17 protein-coding genes are annotated in these 17,539 nt (G+C 63.6%); 7 read left to right on the forward strand and 10 right to left on the reverse strand.

Going from position 1 to position 17,539, the window contains the following annotated elements:
• Positions 1 to 9 precede the first annotated feature (9 nt).
• Complete coding sequence (locus HBA54_RS03690) at positions 10 to 942, reverse strand: 2-hydroxyacid dehydrogenase (RefSeq protein WP_167221469.1); 933 nt, start codon at positions 940 to 942, stop codon at positions 10 to 12.
• 56 nt (positions 943 to 998) lie between these two features.
• On the reverse strand, positions 999 to 1,682 hold the full coding sequence (locus HBA54_RS03695) for a TetR/AcrR family transcriptional regulator (protein ID WP_167221471.1): 684 nt from the start codon (positions 1,680 to 1,682) through the stop codon (positions 999 to 1,001).
• Between the two features lie 193 nt (positions 1,683 to 1,875).
• Between HBA54_RS03695 and HBA54_RS03700 the strand changes: the two genes are divergently transcribed.
• The 7 genes from HBA54_RS03700 (at position 1,876) to HBA54_RS03730 (ending at position 9,852) form a co-directional block, all read left to right on the forward strand.
• The gene (locus tag HBA54_RS03700) at positions 1,876 to 3,225 is read left to right on the forward strand and encodes an NAD(P)-dependent oxidoreductase (RefSeq protein WP_167221473.1); all 1,350 of its coding nucleotides are present in this window, start codon (positions 1,876 to 1,878) and stop codon (positions 3,223 to 3,225) included.
• A gap of 37 nt (positions 3,226 to 3,262) precedes the next feature.
• Positions 3,263 to 4,540 carry an NAD-dependent dihydropyrimidine dehydrogenase subunit PreA gene (preA, locus tag HBA54_RS03705; protein ID WP_167221475.1) on the forward strand — a complete coding sequence of 426 codons (1,278 nt, stop codon included), beginning with the start codon at positions 3,263 to 3,265 and terminating at the stop codon, positions 4,538 to 4,540.
• Positions 4,541 to 4,573: 33 nt separating this feature from the next.
• Positions 4,574 to 5,812 carry a Zn-dependent hydrolase gene (locus HBA54_RS03710; RefSeq protein WP_205944388.1) on the forward strand — a complete coding sequence of 413 codons (1,239 nt, stop codon included), beginning with the start codon at positions 4,574 to 4,576 and terminating at the stop codon, positions 5,810 to 5,812.
• 78 nt (positions 5,813 to 5,890) lie between these two features.
• Entirely contained in the window at positions 5,891 to 6,706 is an 816-nt protein-coding gene (locus tag HBA54_RS03715) for an ABC transporter ATP-binding protein (protein ID WP_205944389.1), read from the forward strand.
• A complete protein-coding gene (locus HBA54_RS03720) occupies positions 6,696 to 7,622 on the forward strand; it encodes an ABC transporter permease (RefSeq protein WP_167221479.1) in 927 nt (308 codons plus the stop codon). Before HBA54_RS03715 ends, HBA54_RS03720 begins: the two co-directional genes overlap by 11 nt.
• Entirely contained in the window at positions 7,619 to 8,764 is a 1,146-nt protein-coding gene (locus tag HBA54_RS03725; protein ID WP_167221481.1) for an ABC transporter permease, read from the forward strand. The genes HBA54_RS03720 and HBA54_RS03725 overlap by 4 nt, the downstream gene beginning before the upstream one ends.
• Before the next feature lie 86 nt (positions 8,765 to 8,850).
• Positions 8,851 to 9,852, forward strand: a complete 1,002-nt coding sequence (locus tag HBA54_RS03730) for an ABC transporter substrate-binding protein (RefSeq protein ID WP_167221483.1) — start codon at positions 8,851 to 8,853, stop codon at positions 9,850 to 9,852.
• 54 nt (positions 9,853 to 9,906) lie between these two features.
• Here the strand turns inward: HBA54_RS03730 and HBA54_RS03735 are convergent, their stop codons facing one another.
• The 8 genes from HBA54_RS03735 to HBA54_RS03770 all read right to left on the reverse strand — a co-directional run bounded on the left by HBA54_RS03735 (position 9,907) and on the right by HBA54_RS03770 (position 17,464).
• Positions 9,907 to 10,221: a hypothetical protein gene (locus tag HBA54_RS03735; protein WP_167221485.1), complete on the reverse strand. Its 315-nt coding sequence runs from the start codon at positions 10,219 to 10,221 to the stop codon at positions 9,907 to 9,909.
• A gap of 33 nt (positions 10,222 to 10,254) precedes the next feature.
• Positions 10,255 to 10,569 carry a hypothetical protein gene (locus HBA54_RS03740; protein WP_205944390.1) on the reverse strand — a complete coding sequence of 105 codons (315 nt, stop codon included), beginning with the start codon at positions 10,567 to 10,569 and terminating at the stop codon, positions 10,255 to 10,257.
• A gap of 230 nt (positions 10,570 to 10,799) precedes the next feature.
• Complete coding sequence (locus HBA54_RS03745; RefSeq protein ID WP_167221488.1) at positions 10,800 to 11,297, reverse strand: RDD family protein; 498 nt, start codon at positions 11,295 to 11,297, stop codon at positions 10,800 to 10,802.
• A gap of 70 nt (positions 11,298 to 11,367) precedes the next feature.
• A complete protein-coding gene (locus HBA54_RS03750) occupies positions 11,368 to 12,603 on the reverse strand; it encodes an aminotransferase class V-fold PLP-dependent enzyme (protein WP_167221490.1) in 1,236 nt (411 codons plus the stop codon).
• 24 nt (positions 12,604 to 12,627) lie between these two features.
• Positions 12,628 to 13,896, reverse strand: a complete 1,269-nt coding sequence (locus HBA54_RS03755; RefSeq protein WP_167221492.1) for an amidohydrolase family protein — start codon at positions 13,894 to 13,896, stop codon at positions 12,628 to 12,630.
• Between the two features lie 21 nt (positions 13,897 to 13,917).
• Positions 13,918 to 14,859 (reverse strand): ABC transporter permease, encoded by a 942-nt coding sequence (locus HBA54_RS03760; protein WP_167221494.1) that lies wholly within the window; start codon positions 14,857 to 14,859, stop codon positions 13,918 to 13,920.
• Entirely contained in the window at positions 14,860 to 15,909 is a 1,050-nt protein-coding gene (locus HBA54_RS03765; protein WP_167221496.1) for an ABC transporter permease, read from the reverse strand.
• Positions 15,899 to 17,464 carry an ABC transporter ATP-binding protein gene (locus HBA54_RS03770; RefSeq protein ID WP_167221498.1) on the reverse strand — a complete coding sequence of 522 codons (1,566 nt, stop codon included), beginning with the start codon at positions 17,462 to 17,464 and terminating at the stop codon, positions 15,899 to 15,901. Before HBA54_RS03770 ends, HBA54_RS03765 begins: the two co-directional genes overlap by 11 nt.
• Positions 17,465 to 17,539: the final 75 nt, after the last annotated feature.

The raw sequence follows: 17,539 nt of genomic DNA on the forward strand, positions 1-17,539 counted from the left end.
GTCAGGCAGTCAATATCCCTGCGCGACATCGACCATGTCGGGCACCGGCTCGCCGGCGATGAAGCGTTTCAGGTTGCCGGCGATGATCTTGGCGCCCGCCGCCGGGTCGATAAGGCTGGCGACATGGGGCGTCAGCAGGATGCCCGGATGATCCCAGAAGGGATGATCGGTTTCCGGCGGTTCCTGGCAGAGCACATCCAGGGTGGCGCGGGAAAGCTGACCGGAATCAAGCGCCGGGATCAGGTCCTCCTCCACCAGGTGCTGGCCGCGGCCCACGTTGATCAGGTTGGCGCCCTTGGGCATCCGGGCGAAGAGGTCCTTGTTAAGGATCCCCTGGGTCTCCGCCGTCAGGGGCAGTAGGCAGACCAGGATCTCGCTCTGTTTCAGGACGTCGCTCAGGCCGGCGCTGCCGTGATGGCACTCCACCCCCGCGACCTCCTTGGGCCGCCGCGACCAGCCGAGCACCGAAAACCCGAGACCCGCCAAGGCCTGGGCGACATCCGCGCCCATGTTTCCGAGGCCGAGGATGCCGACGCGGCGATCCGGTGCGGTCGGGGTGATGATCTGGTCCCAGTCGTGGCGGCGCTGCCCGGCCTCGATATCCGGCAGGCGGCGGTGCAGGCGCAGCACATGCAGCACCACGTATTCGCGCATGCGCTGGCGCAGATCGGTTCCGACCGTGCGGATGATCGGGACATGCTTGGGATAATCAGGGTCGCGCAGCAGGATGTGGTCGACCCCGGCGCCCATGGAAACGATGCATTTCAGATTGCGAAAGGTCTTCAGTTCGCCGATAGGCGGTTGCCAGACGACGGCGTAGTCGACCTCGTCTTTATCACCGGCTTCGCCCCAAAGGCGGCACTCCACATCCGGCAGCAAGTCTTGCAGAGTATCGCGCCACCAGACTTCCCGCGCCGGCCCGACGCGCACCACCAATGCCATAATCCATTACCCCGCCGAATTGAGAAGAGACCGCCCCGCCGGCGCGGCCCGTCCGGCTACTCGGCTGCCTTGCCGTAGTGCAGACCGCAGCCGCGCAGCACCATACGTACTATGGTATCGGCTGCCTCGTCAAAATCCCGCGCAGTCATCTGGCGCCGCCCCACCAGGGCGGCGACCTGAACCTCGAAGTCGGCGTAGTGCTGGGTCGCGGCCCAGATCACGGAAAACAGGTGAACCGGGTCGATCGGTTCCATCTTGCCTTGCGCCACCCAGCTTTCCAGCACCCGCGACTTGCGCTTCACCAGGCTTTTCAGATCGTTCTTCAGAAAGTCGCCGGTGTGCTTGGCGCCGCGGATCATTTCGTTGGCATAGACGCGTGAGGCGAGGGGCCGTTCACGGGAGTGAACGACCTTGGCCTTGATGTAGTCGGCCAGGGCTTCGGCGGGGTCGCTGTCCTCGGTCAGGCGGTCGAGCTCACCCAGCCAGAGCGCCAGAATGTCGTCGAGCACGGCGCGGTAGAGCGTTTCCTTGGTGCCGAAGTAGTAATGGACGTTGGCCTTGGGCAGGCCGGCGCGCTCGGCAATGGCGGCGGTGGTCGCCCCGCGGTAACCCTGTTCGGCAAAGACCTCTTCGGCGGCCTGCAGGATGAGCGCCCGGTTGCGCAGCCGGATATGGCCCGGACCGGTCTCCTCCTTCTCAACCTCTTTGCCGAGGTTTTCTTTCGTTGCCGTTTCGCTCATCGGCCGGGGCCATCCTCTATCGATCGTTCGTCTGCGGGCTTCTTTGGCCCGCGGCAGGCACTTGGAGTTTCTAAAACCTGACCAATTGGTCAAAATTAATTGACCGCTTGGTCAAGGTAAGGCTACAGTCTTATACAACAACGACGCAAGGCGCCGTAAGAGCGTAAGCAGTCAAATGATCGGGGAGATCAGGATGGGTACCCAACCGGACATCGTGGCCGGGCGTTTGCCTGATTCCGCCTACGCGGAAAACTTCAGCGATGTGCATCCGCCGCTCGACCGCAAGGCGGCATTGATCGAATCCAGCCGTTGCTACTTCTGCTACGACGCGCCCTGTATCGAGGCCTGTCCGACCGGCATCGATATTCCCAGCTTCATTCGTAAAATCTCCACCGACAATGTCCGTGGGGCGGCGCAGGATATCCTGGACGAGAACATCATGGGCGGCGCCTGTGCCAGGGTCTGCCCGACCGAGGTTCTGTGTGAGGAAGCCTGTGTGCGCAACACACAGGAGCACAAGCCGGTGCAGATCGGCCTGCTGCAGCGCTATGCCACCGACGCGTTGATGGACGAGGGGACGCACCCCTTCACCCGCGCGGCGTCCAGCGGCAAGCGCATCGCCGTTGTGGGTGCCGGTCCGGCCGGGCTGTCCTGCGCGCATCGCGCGGCCATGCTGGGCCATGACGTGGTGGTCTTCGAGGCCAAACCCAAAGCCGGCGGGCTGAACGAGTACGGCATTGCGGCCTACAAACTGCCCGACGAATTCGCCAGGCGTGAAGTCGACTTCATTCTCGACATCGGCGGCATTGAGATCCGTAACGATCAGGCCCTGGGCCGGGACTTCTCCCTGGCCGACCTGCGGCGCGACTATGATGCTGTGTTTCTGGGCATGGGCCTCGGCGGCGTGCGCGCCCTCGGCTTGGAGGGCGAAGACCTGGAAGGCGTCTATAACGCCGTCGACTACATCGCCGAGCTGCGCCAGAGCGACGATCTGAAGTCCCTGCCGGTCGGCCGCAAGGTGGTAGTGATCGGTGGCGGCAACACCGCCATCGACATCGCCGTGCAGGTCAAGCGCCTGGGCGCGGAGGACGTCACCCTGGTCTATCGCCGGGGCGCCGATGCCATGTCGGCCACCGGGCATGAGCAGGAATTCGCCCAGGTCAACGGCGTGAAGATCAAGCACTGGGCCCAGCCGCGTGAGCTGCGCGGCGCGCATGGGCGCATCACCGATGTCGTCTTTGAGTACACGCAGCTCGACGACAGCGGGCGTCTCGCCGGGACCGGCGATGCTTTCAGCCTGCCGGCCGACATGGTCTTCAAGGCGATCGGCCAGCAGATGCTGCCATTGCCCCAGGCGAACGGCGGTTCCGAGTTGCTGGAGATGGACGGCGCCTGCATCGCGGTGAACGAGGATCGTCAAAGTTCCCTGCCGGATGTCTGGGCCGGCGGCGACTGCGTTTCAATCAGCGAAGACCTGACGGTGGCTGCCGTACAGGACGGCAAACTGGCCGCCCAGGCCATCGATTCCTTCCTGCGCCGCTGAGGCGGGCCGCGGGAAACCGAACCAAGGGAGACGAGATATGGCTGACCTTCGTTGCGAAATCGGCGGCGTGAAGTCGCCCAATCCCTTCTGGCTGGCCTCGGCGCCGCCGACGGATAAAGAGTATAACGTGGTCCGCGCCTTCAAGGCGGGCTGGGGCGGCGTCGTCTGGAAGACCCTGGGCGAAGACCCGCCGGTGGTGAATGTCTCCTCGCGCTATGGGGCCATGAGCTACAACGGCACCCGCATGGCCGGCTTCAACAATATCGAGCTGATCACTGACCGCCCCCTGGATGTGAACCTGCGCGAGATCAAGCAGGTAAAGAAGGACTGGCCGGACCGCGCCATGGTGGTCTCGCTGATGGTGCCCTGCGAGGAAGAGAACTGGCGCGCCATTCTGGCGAAGGTCGAGGAGACCGGTGCCGACGGCGTCGAACTGAACTTCGGCTGCCCGCACGGCATGTCGGAGCGCGGCATGGGCTCGGCCGTCGGCCAGGTGCCGGAATACATCGAGATGGTGACCCGTTGGTGCAAGAAGCACACCCGCATGCCGGTCCTGGTCAAGCTGACGCCCAACGTGACCAACGTGCTGGGCCCGGCGCGCGCCGCCAAGGCGGGGGGCGCCGACGCAGTTTCCCTGATCAACACCATCAACTCCATTGTCTCGGTCGATCTGGACGTCATGGCGCCGACCCCCACGGTGGACGGCAAGGGCACCCACGGCGGTTACTGCGGCCCCGCGGTGAAACCCATCGCCATGCATATGGTAGCGGAGATCGCCCGCGACCAGGAATGCGCCGGCATACCGATTTCCGGCATCGGCGGCATCAGCAACTGGCGCGACGCGGCGGAATTCATGACCCTGGGCGCCGGTTCGGTCCAGGTCTGCACCGCCGCCATGCACAAGGGCTTCAAGATCGTCGAGGATATGATCGACGGCCTGGGTTATTGGATGGACGAAAAGGGTTATGGAACCCTGGACGACTTCCGCGGCGCCGCGGTGCCCAACGTGACCGACTGGAAGTACCTCGACCTCAATTATGAAACCGTCGCCAAGATCGACCAGGACCTTTGCATCAAATGCGGGCTCTGCCACATTGCCTGCGAAGATACCTCGCACCAGGCCATCGCCGCGGAGAAGAACGGCGGGGCCAGGCGCTACGAGGTGATCGATGCCGAGTGCGTCGGCTGTAACCTCTGCATGCATGTCTGCCCGGTGGAGGACTGCATCACCATGGTCGAGGTCGACAACGGCAAGGACTACATGAACTGGACGCAGGACCCGCGCAATCCGATGAACCAGAAGGCAGCGGAGTAAGCGGCGCGCGTTTGAACAGGGGATTGGCAATCGATGACGTTGAAAAACCTGACGGTCAACCAGGACCGGCTTTGGGACTCCTTGATGGAAATGGCCAAGATCGGCCCGGGCATCGCCGGCGGTAACTGCCGCCTGGCGCTCAGCGATTTTGACCGCGAGGGCAGGGACCTCTTCGTTCGCTGGTGCCAGGAAGCAGGCTGTTCGATCACCGTGGACAAGATGGGCAACATCTTCGCGCGGCGGCCGGGCACCGATCCCTCGATGGCCCCGGTGACCACCGGCAGCCACCTGGATACCCAGCCGACCGGCGGCAAGTTCGACGGCGTTTTCGGGGTGCTGGCGGGGCTGGAGGTCATCCGGACCCTGAACGATCACGGCGTCGAGACGACGGCGCCGGTCGAGGTGTCGGTCTGGACCAATGAAGAGGGTTCGCGCTTTGCTCCGGCCATGGTCGCCTCCGGCGTTTTCGCCGGGGTTTTCGACCTGGACTACGGGCACTCCCGCGCCGATATCGACGGCAAGACCATCGGCGATGAACTGGAGCGCATCGGTTACAAGGGCGACGAGACGCCGGGCGAACACCCGATCCGCGCCTTTTTCGAAGCCCACATCGAACAGGGCCCGATCCTGGAAGCCGAGGAAAAGACCATTGGTGTGGTGACCGGCGCCCAGGGACAGCGCTGGTTCGAGGCGACGCTGACCGGTTCGGAGTCCCACGCCGGGACGACGCCGATGAACCGGCGCAAGGATGCCCTGGTGGCGGCTTCGAAACTGGTGACCGCCATCAACGAGATCGCGCTGGCCAATGCCCCCCATGCGGTCACCACCGTCGGCATGATGCAGGTCAGTCCGAATTCGCGGAACACGATTCCCGGCTCGGTTTTCATGACCATCGACCTGCGGCACCCCGACGATGCCACACTAAGCCGGATGGAAGAGGAACTGCGCAGCGCCTGCGCCGGGATCTGCGATCCGGTGGGGATTGCGGCGGAACTGGAGAACATCTGGTACTCGCCGCCGATCAGCTTTGATCCGGATTGTGTCTCGGCCGTGAAGAATGCGGCAGGGACCGCCGGCTACGGCAACATGGATATCATTTCCGGCGCCGGCCACGATGCCTGCTACATCAGCCGGGTGGCGCCGACCGCCATGATCTTTGTCCCTTGCGAGGACGGCGTCAGCCACAACGAGGCCGAGAGCGCCACGCCCCAGGACCTGGCTGCCGGCTGCAACGTGCTGCTGCACGCCATGCTGGAGCGGGCTAGTGCTTGACCTTTCCGGCCGAACAGGCAGGAATGACGCCAACTCCCTAACAAGGGGGGCGTGACGGGGATGGCGTTAGAGGCGGTTATGCAGCAGGGGGAAGCGGAAACGGCAGGCAGTGCGGCCAGGCCGGTCATCGAGGTCGAGAATCTTTCGCTCACCTTCGAGACCGCCGATGCGCCGGTCTACGCCCTCTCCGAAGTGAATCTCACCGTCAATGCCGGTGACTTCGTTTCCTTTATCGGGCCCTCGGGTTGCGGCAAGACCACCCTTTTGCGGGTCATCGCCGATCTTGAGCATCAGACCGGCGGCACGATCAGCGTGAACGGCGTCTCGCCGGAAGAGGCGCGCCGGGCGCGGGCCTACGGCTACGTCTTCCAGGCCCCGGCGCTCTATCCCTGGCGTACGGTGGAGCGCAACGTCATGCTGCCGCTGGAAATCATGGGGATGACCAGTGCCGAACGGCAGGCGCGGGCGGCGCGCTACCTGGATCTCGTAAATCTTGGGGGTTTCGAGAAGAAGTTTCCCTGGCAGCTTTCCGGCGGTATGCAGCAGCGCGTCTCCATCGCCCGCGCGCTCTCCTTCGAGCCCGATCTGCTGTTGATGGACGAGCCCTTCGGCGCCTTGGACGAGATCACCCGCGATCATCTGAACGAACAGCTTCTGCGCTTGTGGGAGCGTACCGGCAAGACCGTGGTTTTCGTGACCCATTCGATTCCGGAGGCGGTGTTCCTGTCTTCTAAGATCGTCGTCATGTCACCGCGCCCCGGCCGTATCATCGACGTCATCGACTGCAACCTGCCGGCGGACCGCACGCTGGACAGCCGCGAGAGCAACGAGTTCGCGGAGATCGCCCATCGGGTCCGCGAAGGCCTGCGGGCCGGACACAGCTATGACGACTGAGGCCATCGCCGGGCCTTCCAAATCCACTCCCGGGCTGCTGTCCCGGGCTTTCGCCGGCCGTAGCGGCCCGCTTGCGGTGGTCTGCCTGGCGATCTTCGTGCTCTGGTATCTTGGAACGGTCTGGCTGAACGCGCCTCTCCTGATCGACCGCTATGAGCGGGAGGGACAGGACTGGTCGATCACCGGTCTGGCCGGGGACGCCATGGCGATGGAGCGGCCAATCCTGCCGGCGCCCCACCAGGTGGTTGAGGAACTGAACAAGTCGATCCTGCAGCGCAGCGTCACCTCCAAGCGCAGCCTGATCTACCACGCTTGGGTGACGCTTTCCTCGACCTTGCTGGGCTTTGCCATGGGTACGCTGCTGGGGATCGTACTCGCTGTCGGCATTGTCCATGTGAACACGCTCGACCGCTCACTGCTGCCCTGGGTGATCGCTTCCCAGACCATTCCGATCCTGGCGATTGCCCCCATGGTCATCGTGGTGCTAGGCAACATCGGCTTTACGGGGCTGGTGCCCAAGGCCTTGATTTCCATGTATCTCTGTTTCTTCCCGGTGACCATCGGCATGGTGAAGGGCCTGCGCTCGCCCGATCCGCTGCAGATGGACCTGATGCGCACCTACAGCGCCAGCAAGGTGCAGGTCTTCTGGCAGCTGCGCTGGCCGTCGTCGGTGCCTTTCCTCTTCGCCAGCCTGAAGGTGGCCATCGCCATCTCGCTGGTCGGCGCCATCGTCGGCGAACTGCCGACCGGTGCCCAGGCCGGCATCGGCGCGCGCCTGCTGGTCGGTAGCTACTACGGCCAGACGGTGCAGATCTGGGCGGCGCTGCTGACCGCCGCCGCCATGGCGGGGATGCTGGTCGCCGCCATGGGCGGCATCGAGCGGCTGGTGCTGCGCCGTTCGGGGGCACGGCCATGAAGACCTTGCGGCAAGAGAGCGCTGTCCTGGCGTCAATGTCCATACTGCTCGCAGCATTGTTGCTGCCGCTGGGGCATTCCCCCGACGGGCGCAGTATCGGCTGGTTCGAGTGGCCGGAACTCGTGGTTGGCGTGTTAGTGCCGGTGACTGCACTCATCGTTCAGAGGTTCATCGGGCGCCGCGGATTCTTGTCCGGCCTTATGCTGGCAGCCGCCGCAACGGTTGGCGCCTGGGCACCCTTGACGGCCATTGAGAAGTTGCAGGCCGCAGAATGGACGATCGGCGCCGGGGCTTTAGGGATCTGGCTCTTTGTCTTCGGTCTCTGCTTCCTGGTTTGGCAGTCGCTCAACCTTCTCTCCGAGGCGTCTTCCGAACGAGGCGCGCCTCGGATTCTCGGCCTGCTGGTGCCCGGGCTCTTCGGTGCCTGGCTGATCTATCTCTGGCAGGTCGGGGTGACCGGCTTCGACGTGCCCTCGGTGCTGCTGCCGTCGCCGGGGCGCATCGCCGATGTCTTCATGGCCTCGACCGATACCCTGCAGGCGGACTTCTACCAGACCTTTCTCAAGTCGGTGCTCTCGGGCTTCGTCATGGGCTGCGGCAGCGGTTTCCTGGTTGCGGTTCTGGTGGACCGGGTGCCCTTCCTGCAGCGCGGCCTGCTGCCCCTCGGCAACTTCGTCTCCGCGCTGCCCATCGTCGGCGTGGCGCCGATCATGGTGATGTGGTTCGGCTTTGACTGGCAGTCCAAGGCCGCGGTCGTGGTCATAATGACCTTCTTTCCCATGCTGGTGAACACCATCGCTGGCCTGCACGCGACCCAGGCGATGGAGCGCGATCTGATGCGCTCCTATGGCGCCAGCTATCTGCAGACCCTGGTCCGCGTCAGGCTGCCCAATGCGCTGCCGTTCATTTTCAATGCCTTGAAGATCAACTCCACCCTTGCGCTGATCGGGGCAATCGTGGCCGAATTCTTCGGCACCCCGATTGTCGGCATGGGTTTTCGGATCTCGACCGAGATCGGCCGCATGAATGTGGAGATGGTCTGGGCGACCATCGCCGTGGCGGCGGTCGCCGGCTCCCTGTTTTACGGTCTGCTGGCGGTGGCGGAGCGGGCGACGACTTTCTGGCACCCGTCTTATCGATAAATGAAGTATAACAACGCCATGGACGGCGGTTCGGCGAGGAAACCTTAAGAAATAATCGACAAATCTCAATGAAGAGGAGAGGCAAGATGAGAAAACTGATTTCACTGGCGGCAGGGGCGGGGCTGCTGCTGACGGCGGGCACGGCAAGTGCCGCCGACAAGGTGACGCTGCAGTTGAAGTGGGTGACCCAGGCCCAGTTCGCCGGCTACTTCGTGGCCCAGGACAAAGGCTTCTACAAAGATGCCGGTCTCGATGTGACCATCAAGCCGGGCGGCCCGGACGTCGCTCCGCCGCAGGTCATCGCCGGTGGCGGCGCCGATGTGGTGATCGACTGGATGCCCTCTGCCCTGGCGTCGCGGGAAAAGGGCGTGCCCCTGGTGAACATCGCCCAGGTCTTCAAGAAGTCCGGCATGATGCTGACCTGCCGCAAGGACAGCGGCATCACCTCGCCGGCTGACTTCAAGGGCCGCACCCTGGGCGTCTGGTTCTTCGGCAACGAATACCCGTTCCTGTCCTGGATGGCCAAGCTGGGCCTGCCGACCGACGGCAGCGATGGCGGCGTCACGGTTCTGAAGCAGGGTTTCAACGTCGATCCGATCCTGCAGAAGCAGGCCGATTGCGTTTCCACCATGACCTACAACGAGTACTGGCAGATCATTGACGCCGGCCTCACCGCCGACGACCTGATCGTCTACAAGTACGAGGACCAGGGTGTGGCCACCCTGGAAGACGGCCTCTACGTCATGGAAGAAAACCTTGATGATCCGGCCTTCGTCGAAAAGATGTCGCGCTTCGTGGCGGCTTCCCTGAAGGGCTGGGACTACGCCAAGAACAACGTCAACGAAGCGGCTGATATCGTTCTGGAAAACGATGAAACCGGCGCGCAGACGGAAAAGCATCAGCGGCGCATGATGAGCGAGATTGCCAAGCTGTTGGAAGGCGGAACCAAAGGGCTGGGATATCTTGAGCCGGGCGACTATGATCGTACGGTCGATACATTGCTGGCCAACGCCTCAACCCCGGTCATCACCAAAAAGCCGGAGGGAGCTTGGACCCACGCGGTCTGGGAGAAAGCTTCGGGGATGTAAGATCTTCACTCCGGGGGGTGGAGGGGGAGCGCATTGGCGCTCCCCCTTTTTTATTCACTGACGAGTCTGAAATTTGTTCGGTGTCGACTGCAGAGGCGTCGACGCCGTATCTTCCTCGCAAGATACCTTGTTGTTGGATATTGAGCACTCAGCCTTGATCAGACCCGACCCGCAGGTAAGCCCTTCCGGTCCGGAGTTGCAGCCGGTGCAGCCGTTCTGATCGCAGGAGTCACAGCAAGCCGGAAACTCCACTTCCCCCGGTGGCGGGGTGGCTTTCAAGTCGGTACTGCGTTGTTGAGCCTGGGTGATATCAGCCGTCATCAGCACCATGCCGAGAGCAAAGACACAAAAACAGATTCGAAAGATCATTGAACTATCCTTATCGGTGGTAGCCGGAGGCCCTTAGCCGTCGTCTTTGACGCAGGTGACCGTGTCGTCGACGACCTGACAGTTGGCCTTGATGAGACCGCTGCCGCAGTTGAGGTGTGGGACGCCAGGATAGGAATTGCAGCCGGTACAGCCGCCCGCAGGACAGGAATCGCAACAGGCCTCAAACGCCGGCGGGCCGCTGGGCGTTGCCTGGAAGGATTGCGGCCCCTCGGGGCGCGGCGGGTCCTGCAGAACTCTTTTCTTAAGCTGCTGAACCTGGGCAACGGTGATCGCAGCAGGTTCTTGCACCTGAACAGGCGCAGCAACTGCCGCTTCCTGCGATCGCATAATGGTGTTCGTATCGGGCGCTTCCGCCCGAACGCTGTGTGAGAGGGCCAACAGCGCACAAACCATGGCTGTGGCGAATAAATTTCGTAGATTCATTGTCAGGATGCTCCTCAAGTTGAGGCGCCTGAAGATAGTGGGCGCCGACGATTGGTCGGGCGCAGCTGTTCTGAGGTTCACTTTTACGGAGTCAGCCGCTGCGAGAAGTCGCTCGGCGGTCGATCAGAACCGCTCTATTCAGCGGCGACCGGACCCTGCTTCGCAAGCACGAACGTTCCGGATATCCAATCGTGCAGTCCCTGGTTTTGAGGCGATATGACGATGTAAAGACAGGCCCAGAACGACATCCCAAGGGCGGCCATAACGAAGGTGTCGCCTATGTCGGTCTGTACCATGGCATTCAGCCCGAGCGCTAAATTTCCCAGATACATAGGCCAACATCTGACTGCGGCTGTGGGGAAGGAAAGCCTTCTGCCCCGCAGGTCGGTGACATAGACCTTAATCGCGAGCTTACCCAATGTGGCTTGCAGTCGCGAGCTCTCCATGCCGCCTTGATAGACTGCCCACAAGCCAACAAGAAGAAAGTAGGTAAGCGGCTTTTCTTGATGATTCGACGGATCTGAGATGAGTTCAGGTTCTGACAACAAGACAATGGTAATGCTGGGGACGATCAGCGCCACCACATCGATCAGCCCCGCAAGAACCCTCGCCCAGAAACCTGCATATTTCATCCAAATCCTCAGGTGACAATGCCGCGCGACTTTATTCTATACCTTAGAGATTCAAGGCGCTTAACCTCGCTCAAAGGCTCTGATCCAACGCCTTGATCAGCTTCTCGATTTCTTCGGGGCTGGTGTAGTGTACGAAGGAGAGGCGCAGCACGCCGGGTTCCGCGGCGACGCCCATGGCCTCGACCAGACGCACCGCGTAGAAGTTGCTGACGCAGGCGGCAATGTTGTGCTGACGCAGGTTTTCGACCACTTCTGGTGCCGGCTTGTTCTTCGCGTGGATCGCCACCGTAGGCGCACGGACGGCGGGATTGCTCGGCCCCAGGATACGGATGTCGTTGCGCTGCCTCAGGTAGTCCAGCAGGGGCGCGAGAAGGGTTTTTTCCTGTGCCTCCAGCAGTGCATGAACCTGGCGGCCGCATTCTGCCGGATCGGCGACAGGACTGTCCGTGAAGTGATGGGCGTGGAGCGCATCGAAGTAATCGGCGATACCGGCGGAGGCGGCGATCTGGGCATGGTCCGGCCCCGCGGGCGTCAGTTTCTTTGTGATCTGATCGGCATTGAAGTAGTGGCTCTGGTTGGGCAGGCGCTCGGCCAGTGCGCGCTTCACCGTCATCAGGCCCTGATGCGGCCCGAAGGTCTTGTAGAGCGAGAAGAGATAGATGTCCGCACCCAGGGCCTGGATATCCGGAAAGCCGTGGGGCGCGTAGGAGACACCGTCCACCACCACCACGGCACCGGTGGCCTGGGCCTTGGCGGCAATCTCCGCCACCGGATTCACATGGCCGACGATGTTGGAGCAATGCGGGAAGGCGACCACGCGGGTCTTGTCGTTCAGCAGGCTGTCGAGGTCGCCGGGGTCGAGCTGGCCGCTTTCCGGATCGACCTGCCATTCGCGCACCACAATGCCGCGCTCGGCCAGACGGCGCCAGGCGCCGGAGTTGGCCTCGTGATCCTGATTGGTGACGACGATCTCGTCGCCGTCCTGCATCATCCCGCGAAAGGCCTGGGCCAGAACGTAGGTGTTCTGCGTCGTCGAGGGCCCGAAGTGCACCTCGTCCTCCGCGACGTTCAGATAGCCGGCGAGGCGGCGGCGCGCTTCGTCCATTTCCTGCCCGCCACGCTCCGAAGCCGGGAAGGGGCCGTAAGGCTGCACCTTGGTCTCCCGGTAAAAGCGCGTGAGGCGGTCGATGACCGGCCCGCAGGCATAGGACCCGCCGGCATTCTCAAAGAACGCCCAGTCCTTCAGGGAAGGCTCGGAGAAAGCGGGAAATTGGGCGCGGGCGAAGGCGAGATCGAGTTGGGGCAAAGTGAATTCCTCGGGGCAAAGTTCTTATTTCAGAAAATCGATAGCCTCATTGCCCAGCACCTTCAACTGCGATTGTACCGGCGGGGTTTCGGCGATCACCTGGCCGCGGCGGATGACGGTGAGGCGGACGGGGCGCAGGCGGAGAGCCTCCAGCACGTCGCCGGCCTGGAGGATCACCAGGTCGGCCTTGCAGCCCGGCGTCAGACCGTAACCCTCCAACCCCAGGGTCTTGGCGCCGTTGGCGGTGACGGCGGCGAAGCAGGCATTCTGTTCCTCGACCCCGGTCATCTGGGCGACGTGGAGGCCCATATGGGCCACTTCGATCATGTCGTGGCTGCCCAGCGGATACCAAGGGTCCATGACGCAGTCGTGGCCGAAGGAAACGTTGATGTCCTGTGCTAACAACTCTTTCACCCGGGTCATGCCGCGGCGCTTGGGGTAGCTATCGTGGCGGCCCTGGATGGTGATGTTGATCAGCGGGTTGGCGACGGCGTGCACGCCGGCCTCGGCCATCAGCGGCAAAAGCTTGGAGACGTAGTAGTTGTCCATGGAGTGCATGGACGTGAGGTGGGAGCCGGTGACCCGGCCCTGCAAACCGAGGCGCTGGGTCTCGTGTGACAGGCTCTCGATGTGGCGTGACAGCGGGTCGTCGGTCTCGTCGCAGTGCATGTCGACCATCAGGCCGCGCTCTGCCGCGATCTCGCAGAGCAGGCGCACGGACTCCGCTCCGTCACTCATCGTGCGTTCGAAGTGCGGGATGCCGCCGACGATATCCACGCCCTTGCCGAGCGCGCGCTTCAGGTTTTCCCGGGCCGTGGGTGAGCGCAGGTAGCCGTCCTGCGGAAAGGCGACGAGCTGCAGGTCGATATAGTCTTTGACGGTTTCGCGCACTTCCAGCAAGGCCTCTACCGCCAGCAGCCGGTCATCGCAGATGTCGACATGGCTGCGGATGGCAAGGGTGCCCTTGGCGATGGACCAGCGGCAGAGCGCCAGGGCGCGCTCTTTGAGGGCCTCGACTGTCAGGTCCGGTTTCAGTTCGCCCCACAGCGCAATGCCTTCCAGCAGGGTGCCGCTCTCGTTCAGCCGCGGCAGGCCGAGGCTGAGGGTGGCATCCATGTGGAAGTGGCTGTCGACGAAGGGCGGCGTGACGAGATGCCCGGCGGCATCGATGACCTCTGTCGCCTCGGCCTCGATACTCGGTGCAACCTCGGCAATCAGGCCGTCTTTCACCGCGATATCCTGCCCGGCCTCACCGCTCGGCAGGCTGGCGTTACGGACAATAAGATCGAGCATCTTGCCTCCGGTTTAAGTTTCCTAACGCTCGCCCTTGCGGAAGGGCACCAGCAGCGCCTTGGGATAGGCGGCCCGCCGCGACATGACGATCATCGCCAGGATGCTCAGAACATAAGGCATCATGAGGAAGAATTGATAGGGAATGAAGGCCGAGGCCGACTGCTGGACGCGGATCTGCAGGGCTTCGAAGGCGGCAAACAGCAGCGCGCCGAGCAGCGCCTTGCCCGGCCGCCAGGAGGCGAAGATCACCAGGGCGATGCAGATCCAGCCGCGGCCGTTGATCATGCCGATGTAGAAAGCATCGAAGACCGAAATGGTGAGGAAGGCGCCGCCGACCGCCATGAAGGCGCTGCCCAGCATCACCGCTGCGGTGCGCAGGCGGTGAACGTCGATGCCCTGAGCCTCCACCGCCATCGGATTTTCGCCGACCATACGGAGGGCGAGGCCGAGCGGCGTGCGGTAGAGCCCGTAGCCCACCACCGGCACCAGCAGGAACGCCAGATAGGTGAGGGGGCTTTGGGTGAAGAGCACCTCACCGAGGAACGGCAGCTCCGACAGGCCGGGAATGGGATAGGGCTTGAAGGGGTCGATCTTCGGCGGCGTGGTGACGTCGGGCAGCAGCATGCGAAAGGCGAAGTAGCTGAGGGCCGAGGCCAGTAGGGTGATGCCGATGCCGGTAACATGTTGGGAGACGCCCAGATAGACGCTGAAACCCGAATGCAGCAGGCCGAAGAGGGCGCCGAAGATGGCGGCCACCAGCACCGCGGTCCAGAGATCGCCGCCCTGATAGACCCACATCCAGGCGACCATCGCGCCCATGGTCATGATCCCCTCGATCCCGAGGTTCAGAACTCCGGCGCGCTCGCAGATCAGCTCGCCCAGGGTACCGAAGACCAGCGGCGTGGCCATGCGCACCAGGGCGGCCCAGAAGCCGAGAGAGACGAAGATGTCGAGGAGATCCATTTAACGGAGTCTCGGCCTGAAGCGGACGAAAAGCACGGAGGCCAGCACCAGCAGCAGCGCCGTTGCCGTCATCACGTCGGCCAGATAGTTGGAGATCGACATGGCCCGGCTCATGGCATCGGCGCCGTTGTAGATCGCGGCGATGAAGATCGCCGAGGCGATGACGCCCAGGGGATGCAGCCCCGCCAGCATGGCCACCGCAATGCCGGTGTAGCCGAAGCCCGGGGAGAGATCGAGGGTGAGGTAGCCTTTCAGCCCGGCCAGTTCGCAGACCCCGGCCATGCCGGCCAGGCCGCCGGACATCATCGCTGTGCGCAGCACCGTCGCGCCCAGGGGAATACCGGCGAAATCGGCAGCGGTGGGGTTGTTGCCCACGGCGCGGATCTCGAAGCCCCACTTCGAATAGCGGATGAAAGCCCAGGCGCAGACGGCGAAGAAGACGGCCCAGATCAGACCGGAATGCAGGCGGGTGCGCGCGATCAGCGGGGACAGGACCCCTTCGTCGATGATCGGCGCGGCCTGCGGCCAGCCCATGGCCAGGGGATCTTTCCAGGGCCCGAAGAGCAGGTAGTTGGCGAACAGCAGCACCACGAAGTTCAACAGCAGCGTGGTGACGACCTCGTCGACCCGCAATTTCAGTTTCAGAATCACCGGCAGCAGAAGGAGAAGCCCGCCGGCGATGGCCCCGACCAGGAAGAGAAAGGGGATCATCAGAAAAGGCGGCAGCTCGATGAGCCCGGTGCCGAAATAGGTCGCGGCCAGGGCGCCGGCATAGAGCTGGCCTTCGCCGCCGATGTTCCAGAGCTTGGCGCGAAAGGCCACGGCGGCGGCAAGTCCGGTGAAGATCAGCGGCGCGGCGCGGGTCAGGGTCTCGCTGATGGCGAAGACCGATCCGAAGGCGCCGTTCAAGAGCGCCCCATAGGCAGCGAAGACCGGCGCGCCCGCCCAGACGATCAGCAGGGCGCAGAGCACAAAGGCCAGGGCGACTGCCGAGAGGGGGGCCGCCAGGTTCAGCCAGAGCGGCACATGGCTGCGGGGCTCAAGGCGCATCAATCGCCTCCGCAGGGCTGTGCCCGGCCATCATCAGGCCGAGCGTCCTCAGGTCCGCGTCCTCGACCGGCATGGCTTGACTGAGCTGGCCCTGGTAAAGCACGGCGACGCGGTCGGACATCTGCAGCAGCTCTTCCAGATCCTCGGAAATCAGGATGACACCGGCGCCGCCGGCACAGGCCTCGAACAGCAGGCGCTGCATCGTGGCCGCCGCGCCGACATCGAGACCGCGGGTCGGCTGATTGGCCAGAATGACTTTGGGTTTCTCGGTCAGGACACGCGCCAAGATGACCTTCTGCATGTTGCCGCCGGAAAGGCTGCGCGTGGTGGTCTGCGGGTCGGCGCCCCGGATATCGAAGTCTTCGATCAGGGTTTCGGCGTTGCGGCGGATCGCGGTGCCCTTCAGAAATCCCAGGCGCGAAAAACGGCTGTCGCCATAGACCTCGAGAACGAGGTTCTCCTCCACCGCGAAATCGCCGATGACGCCGGTGGCGTGGCGGTCTTCCGGTACCCGGCCAATCCCGCGCGCCAGCATGGCGGCGGGCGAGACCCGGGTCACCGCTTCGCCCAGGACTTCCAGGTCGCCTTCATCCGGGGTCACCAGACCCGACAGCAGATCGGCCAGAGCGCCCTGGCCGTTGCCGGAAACGCCGGCGATGCCGAGAACCTCCCTGGCTCTGAGGGTTAGCGTCACATTCTTCAGGAGGGTTTGGCCGTCGCCATTACGCAAGCTGAGGTTCCGCATTGCCAGAACGGTGGCGCCCGGCGCCAGGGCGTTGCGTTCCGGTAAAGCTACCGCCCGCCCGACCATGGCTTCGGCCAGACTCTCACGGCTTGCCTCGGCGATGGGGAAGTCGGCCACCAGGCTGCCCTGGCGCAGGACGGCCACGCGGTCGGCGATGGCCATGACCTCGTTCAGTTTGTGGGAGATGAAGATGATCGACAGCCCGTCGGCGACCATGGCCTTCAGGGTCGCGAAAAAGCTTTCGACCTCCTGCGGCGTCAACACCGCGGTCGGTTCGTCGAGGATCAGGATGCGGGCGCCACGATAGAGCGCCTTCAGGATCTCGACCCGCTGACGCTCGCCGACGGAGAGATCGCGCACCAGCCGCTGCGCCTCGATGTCCAGGCCGAAGCGTTCCGCCAGGGTCTCGATCTTACGTTTCGCGGCGCCACTGTTCTGGCCGAGCGACCAGAGCGCTTCGGTTCCCAGGACGATGTTGTCGAGGACCGAGAGATTCTCGCCGAGGGTGAAGTGCTGATGCACCATGCCGATACCGGCCGATATGGCGGCCTTGGGGGAGCCGGCGGGCAGGGGAGCGCCGAAAGCTTCGATCCCACCCTCATCGGCAACGTAGTGGCCGAAGAGGATGCTCATCAGAGTGGTCTTGCCGGCACCGTTTTCCCCCAGCAGCGCCAGGATCTCCCCGGGTTGAAGCTGGAGGGAGATGACGTCGTTGGCGGTGAGCGCACCGAACCGCTTGGTGATGCCGGACAGCCGCAGAACCGGCTGAACACCGGCGTCAACGGCGGCAGGCTGCTGCGCCTCCGGCATCGTCAATTCCCCCGAAACAAGAAAAAGGTCAGAGCGGCCAGAGCGGCACCGGATCGGGCACCGCTCCGCCGTTCT

This window comes from Pelagibius litoralis, assembly GCF_011683915.1.
In the GTDB taxonomy this organism is placed as follows: domain Bacteria; phylum Pseudomonadota; class Alphaproteobacteria; order Kiloniellales; family Kiloniellaceae; genus Pelagibius; species Pelagibius litoralis.

What these genes read in the sequence shown, in the direction of transcription:
- HBA54_RS03700 (WP_167221473.1), top strand. Translation starts at nt 1,876, where the DNA reads ATGGGTACCCAACCGGACATCGTGGCCGGGCGTTTGCCTGATTCCGCC.
- HBA54_RS03710 (WP_205944388.1), top strand. Translation starts at nt 4,574, where the DNA reads ATGACGTTGAAAAACCTGACGGTCAACCAGGACCGGCTTTGGGACTCC.
- HBA54_RS03755 (WP_167221492.1), bottom strand. Translation starts at nt 13,896, where the DNA reads ATGCTCGATCTTATTGTCCGTAACGCCAGCCTGCCGAGCGGTGAGGCC.
- HBA54_RS03770 (WP_167221498.1), bottom strand. Translation starts at nt 17,464, where the DNA reads ATGCCGGAGGCGCAGCAGCCTGCCGCCGTTGACGCCGGTGTTCAGCCG.
- HBA54_RS03695 (WP_167221471.1), bottom strand. Translation starts at nt 1,682, where the DNA reads ATGAGCGAAACGGCAACGAAAGAAAACCTCGGCAAAGAGGTTGAGAAG.
- preA (WP_167221475.1), top strand. Translation starts at nt 3,263, where the DNA reads ATGGCTGACCTTCGTTGCGAAATCGGCGGCGTGAAGTCGCCCAATCCC.
- HBA54_RS03745 (WP_167221488.1), bottom strand. Translation starts at nt 11,297, where the DNA reads ATGAAATATGCAGGTTTCTGGGCGAGGGTTCTTGCGGGGCTGATCGAT.
- HBA54_RS03740 (WP_205944390.1), bottom strand. Translation starts at nt 10,569, where the DNA reads ATGCGATCGCAGGAAGCGGCAGTTGCTGCGCCTGTTCAGGTGCAAGAA.
- HBA54_RS03715 (WP_205944389.1), top strand. Translation starts at nt 5,891, where the DNA reads ATGCAGCAGGGGGAAGCGGAAACGGCAGGCAGTGCGGCCAGGCCGGTC.
- HBA54_RS03720 (WP_167221479.1), top strand. Translation starts at nt 6,696, where the DNA reads ATGACGACTGAGGCCATCGCCGGGCCTTCCAAATCCACTCCCGGGCTG.
- HBA54_RS03760 (WP_167221494.1), bottom strand. Translation starts at nt 14,859, where the DNA reads ATGGATCTCCTCGACATCTTCGTCTCTCTCGGCTTCTGGGCCGCCCTG.
- HBA54_RS03735 (WP_167221485.1), bottom strand. Translation starts at nt 10,221, where the DNA reads ATGATCTTTCGAATCTGTTTTTGTGTCTTTGCTCTCGGCATGGTGCTG.
- HBA54_RS03690 (WP_167221469.1), bottom strand. Translation starts at nt 942, where the DNA reads ATGGCATTGGTGGTGCGCGTCGGGCCGGCGCGGGAAGTCTGGTGGCGC.
- HBA54_RS03730 (WP_167221483.1), top strand. Translation starts at nt 8,851, where the DNA reads ATGAGAAAACTGATTTCACTGGCGGCAGGGGCGGGGCTGCTGCTGACG.
- HBA54_RS03765 (WP_167221496.1), bottom strand. Translation starts at nt 15,909, where the DNA reads ATGCGCCTTGAGCCCCGCAGCCATGTGCCGCTCTGGCTGAACCTGGCG.
- HBA54_RS03725 (WP_167221481.1), top strand. Translation starts at nt 7,619, where the DNA reads ATGAAGACCTTGCGGCAAGAGAGCGCTGTCCTGGCGTCAATGTCCATA.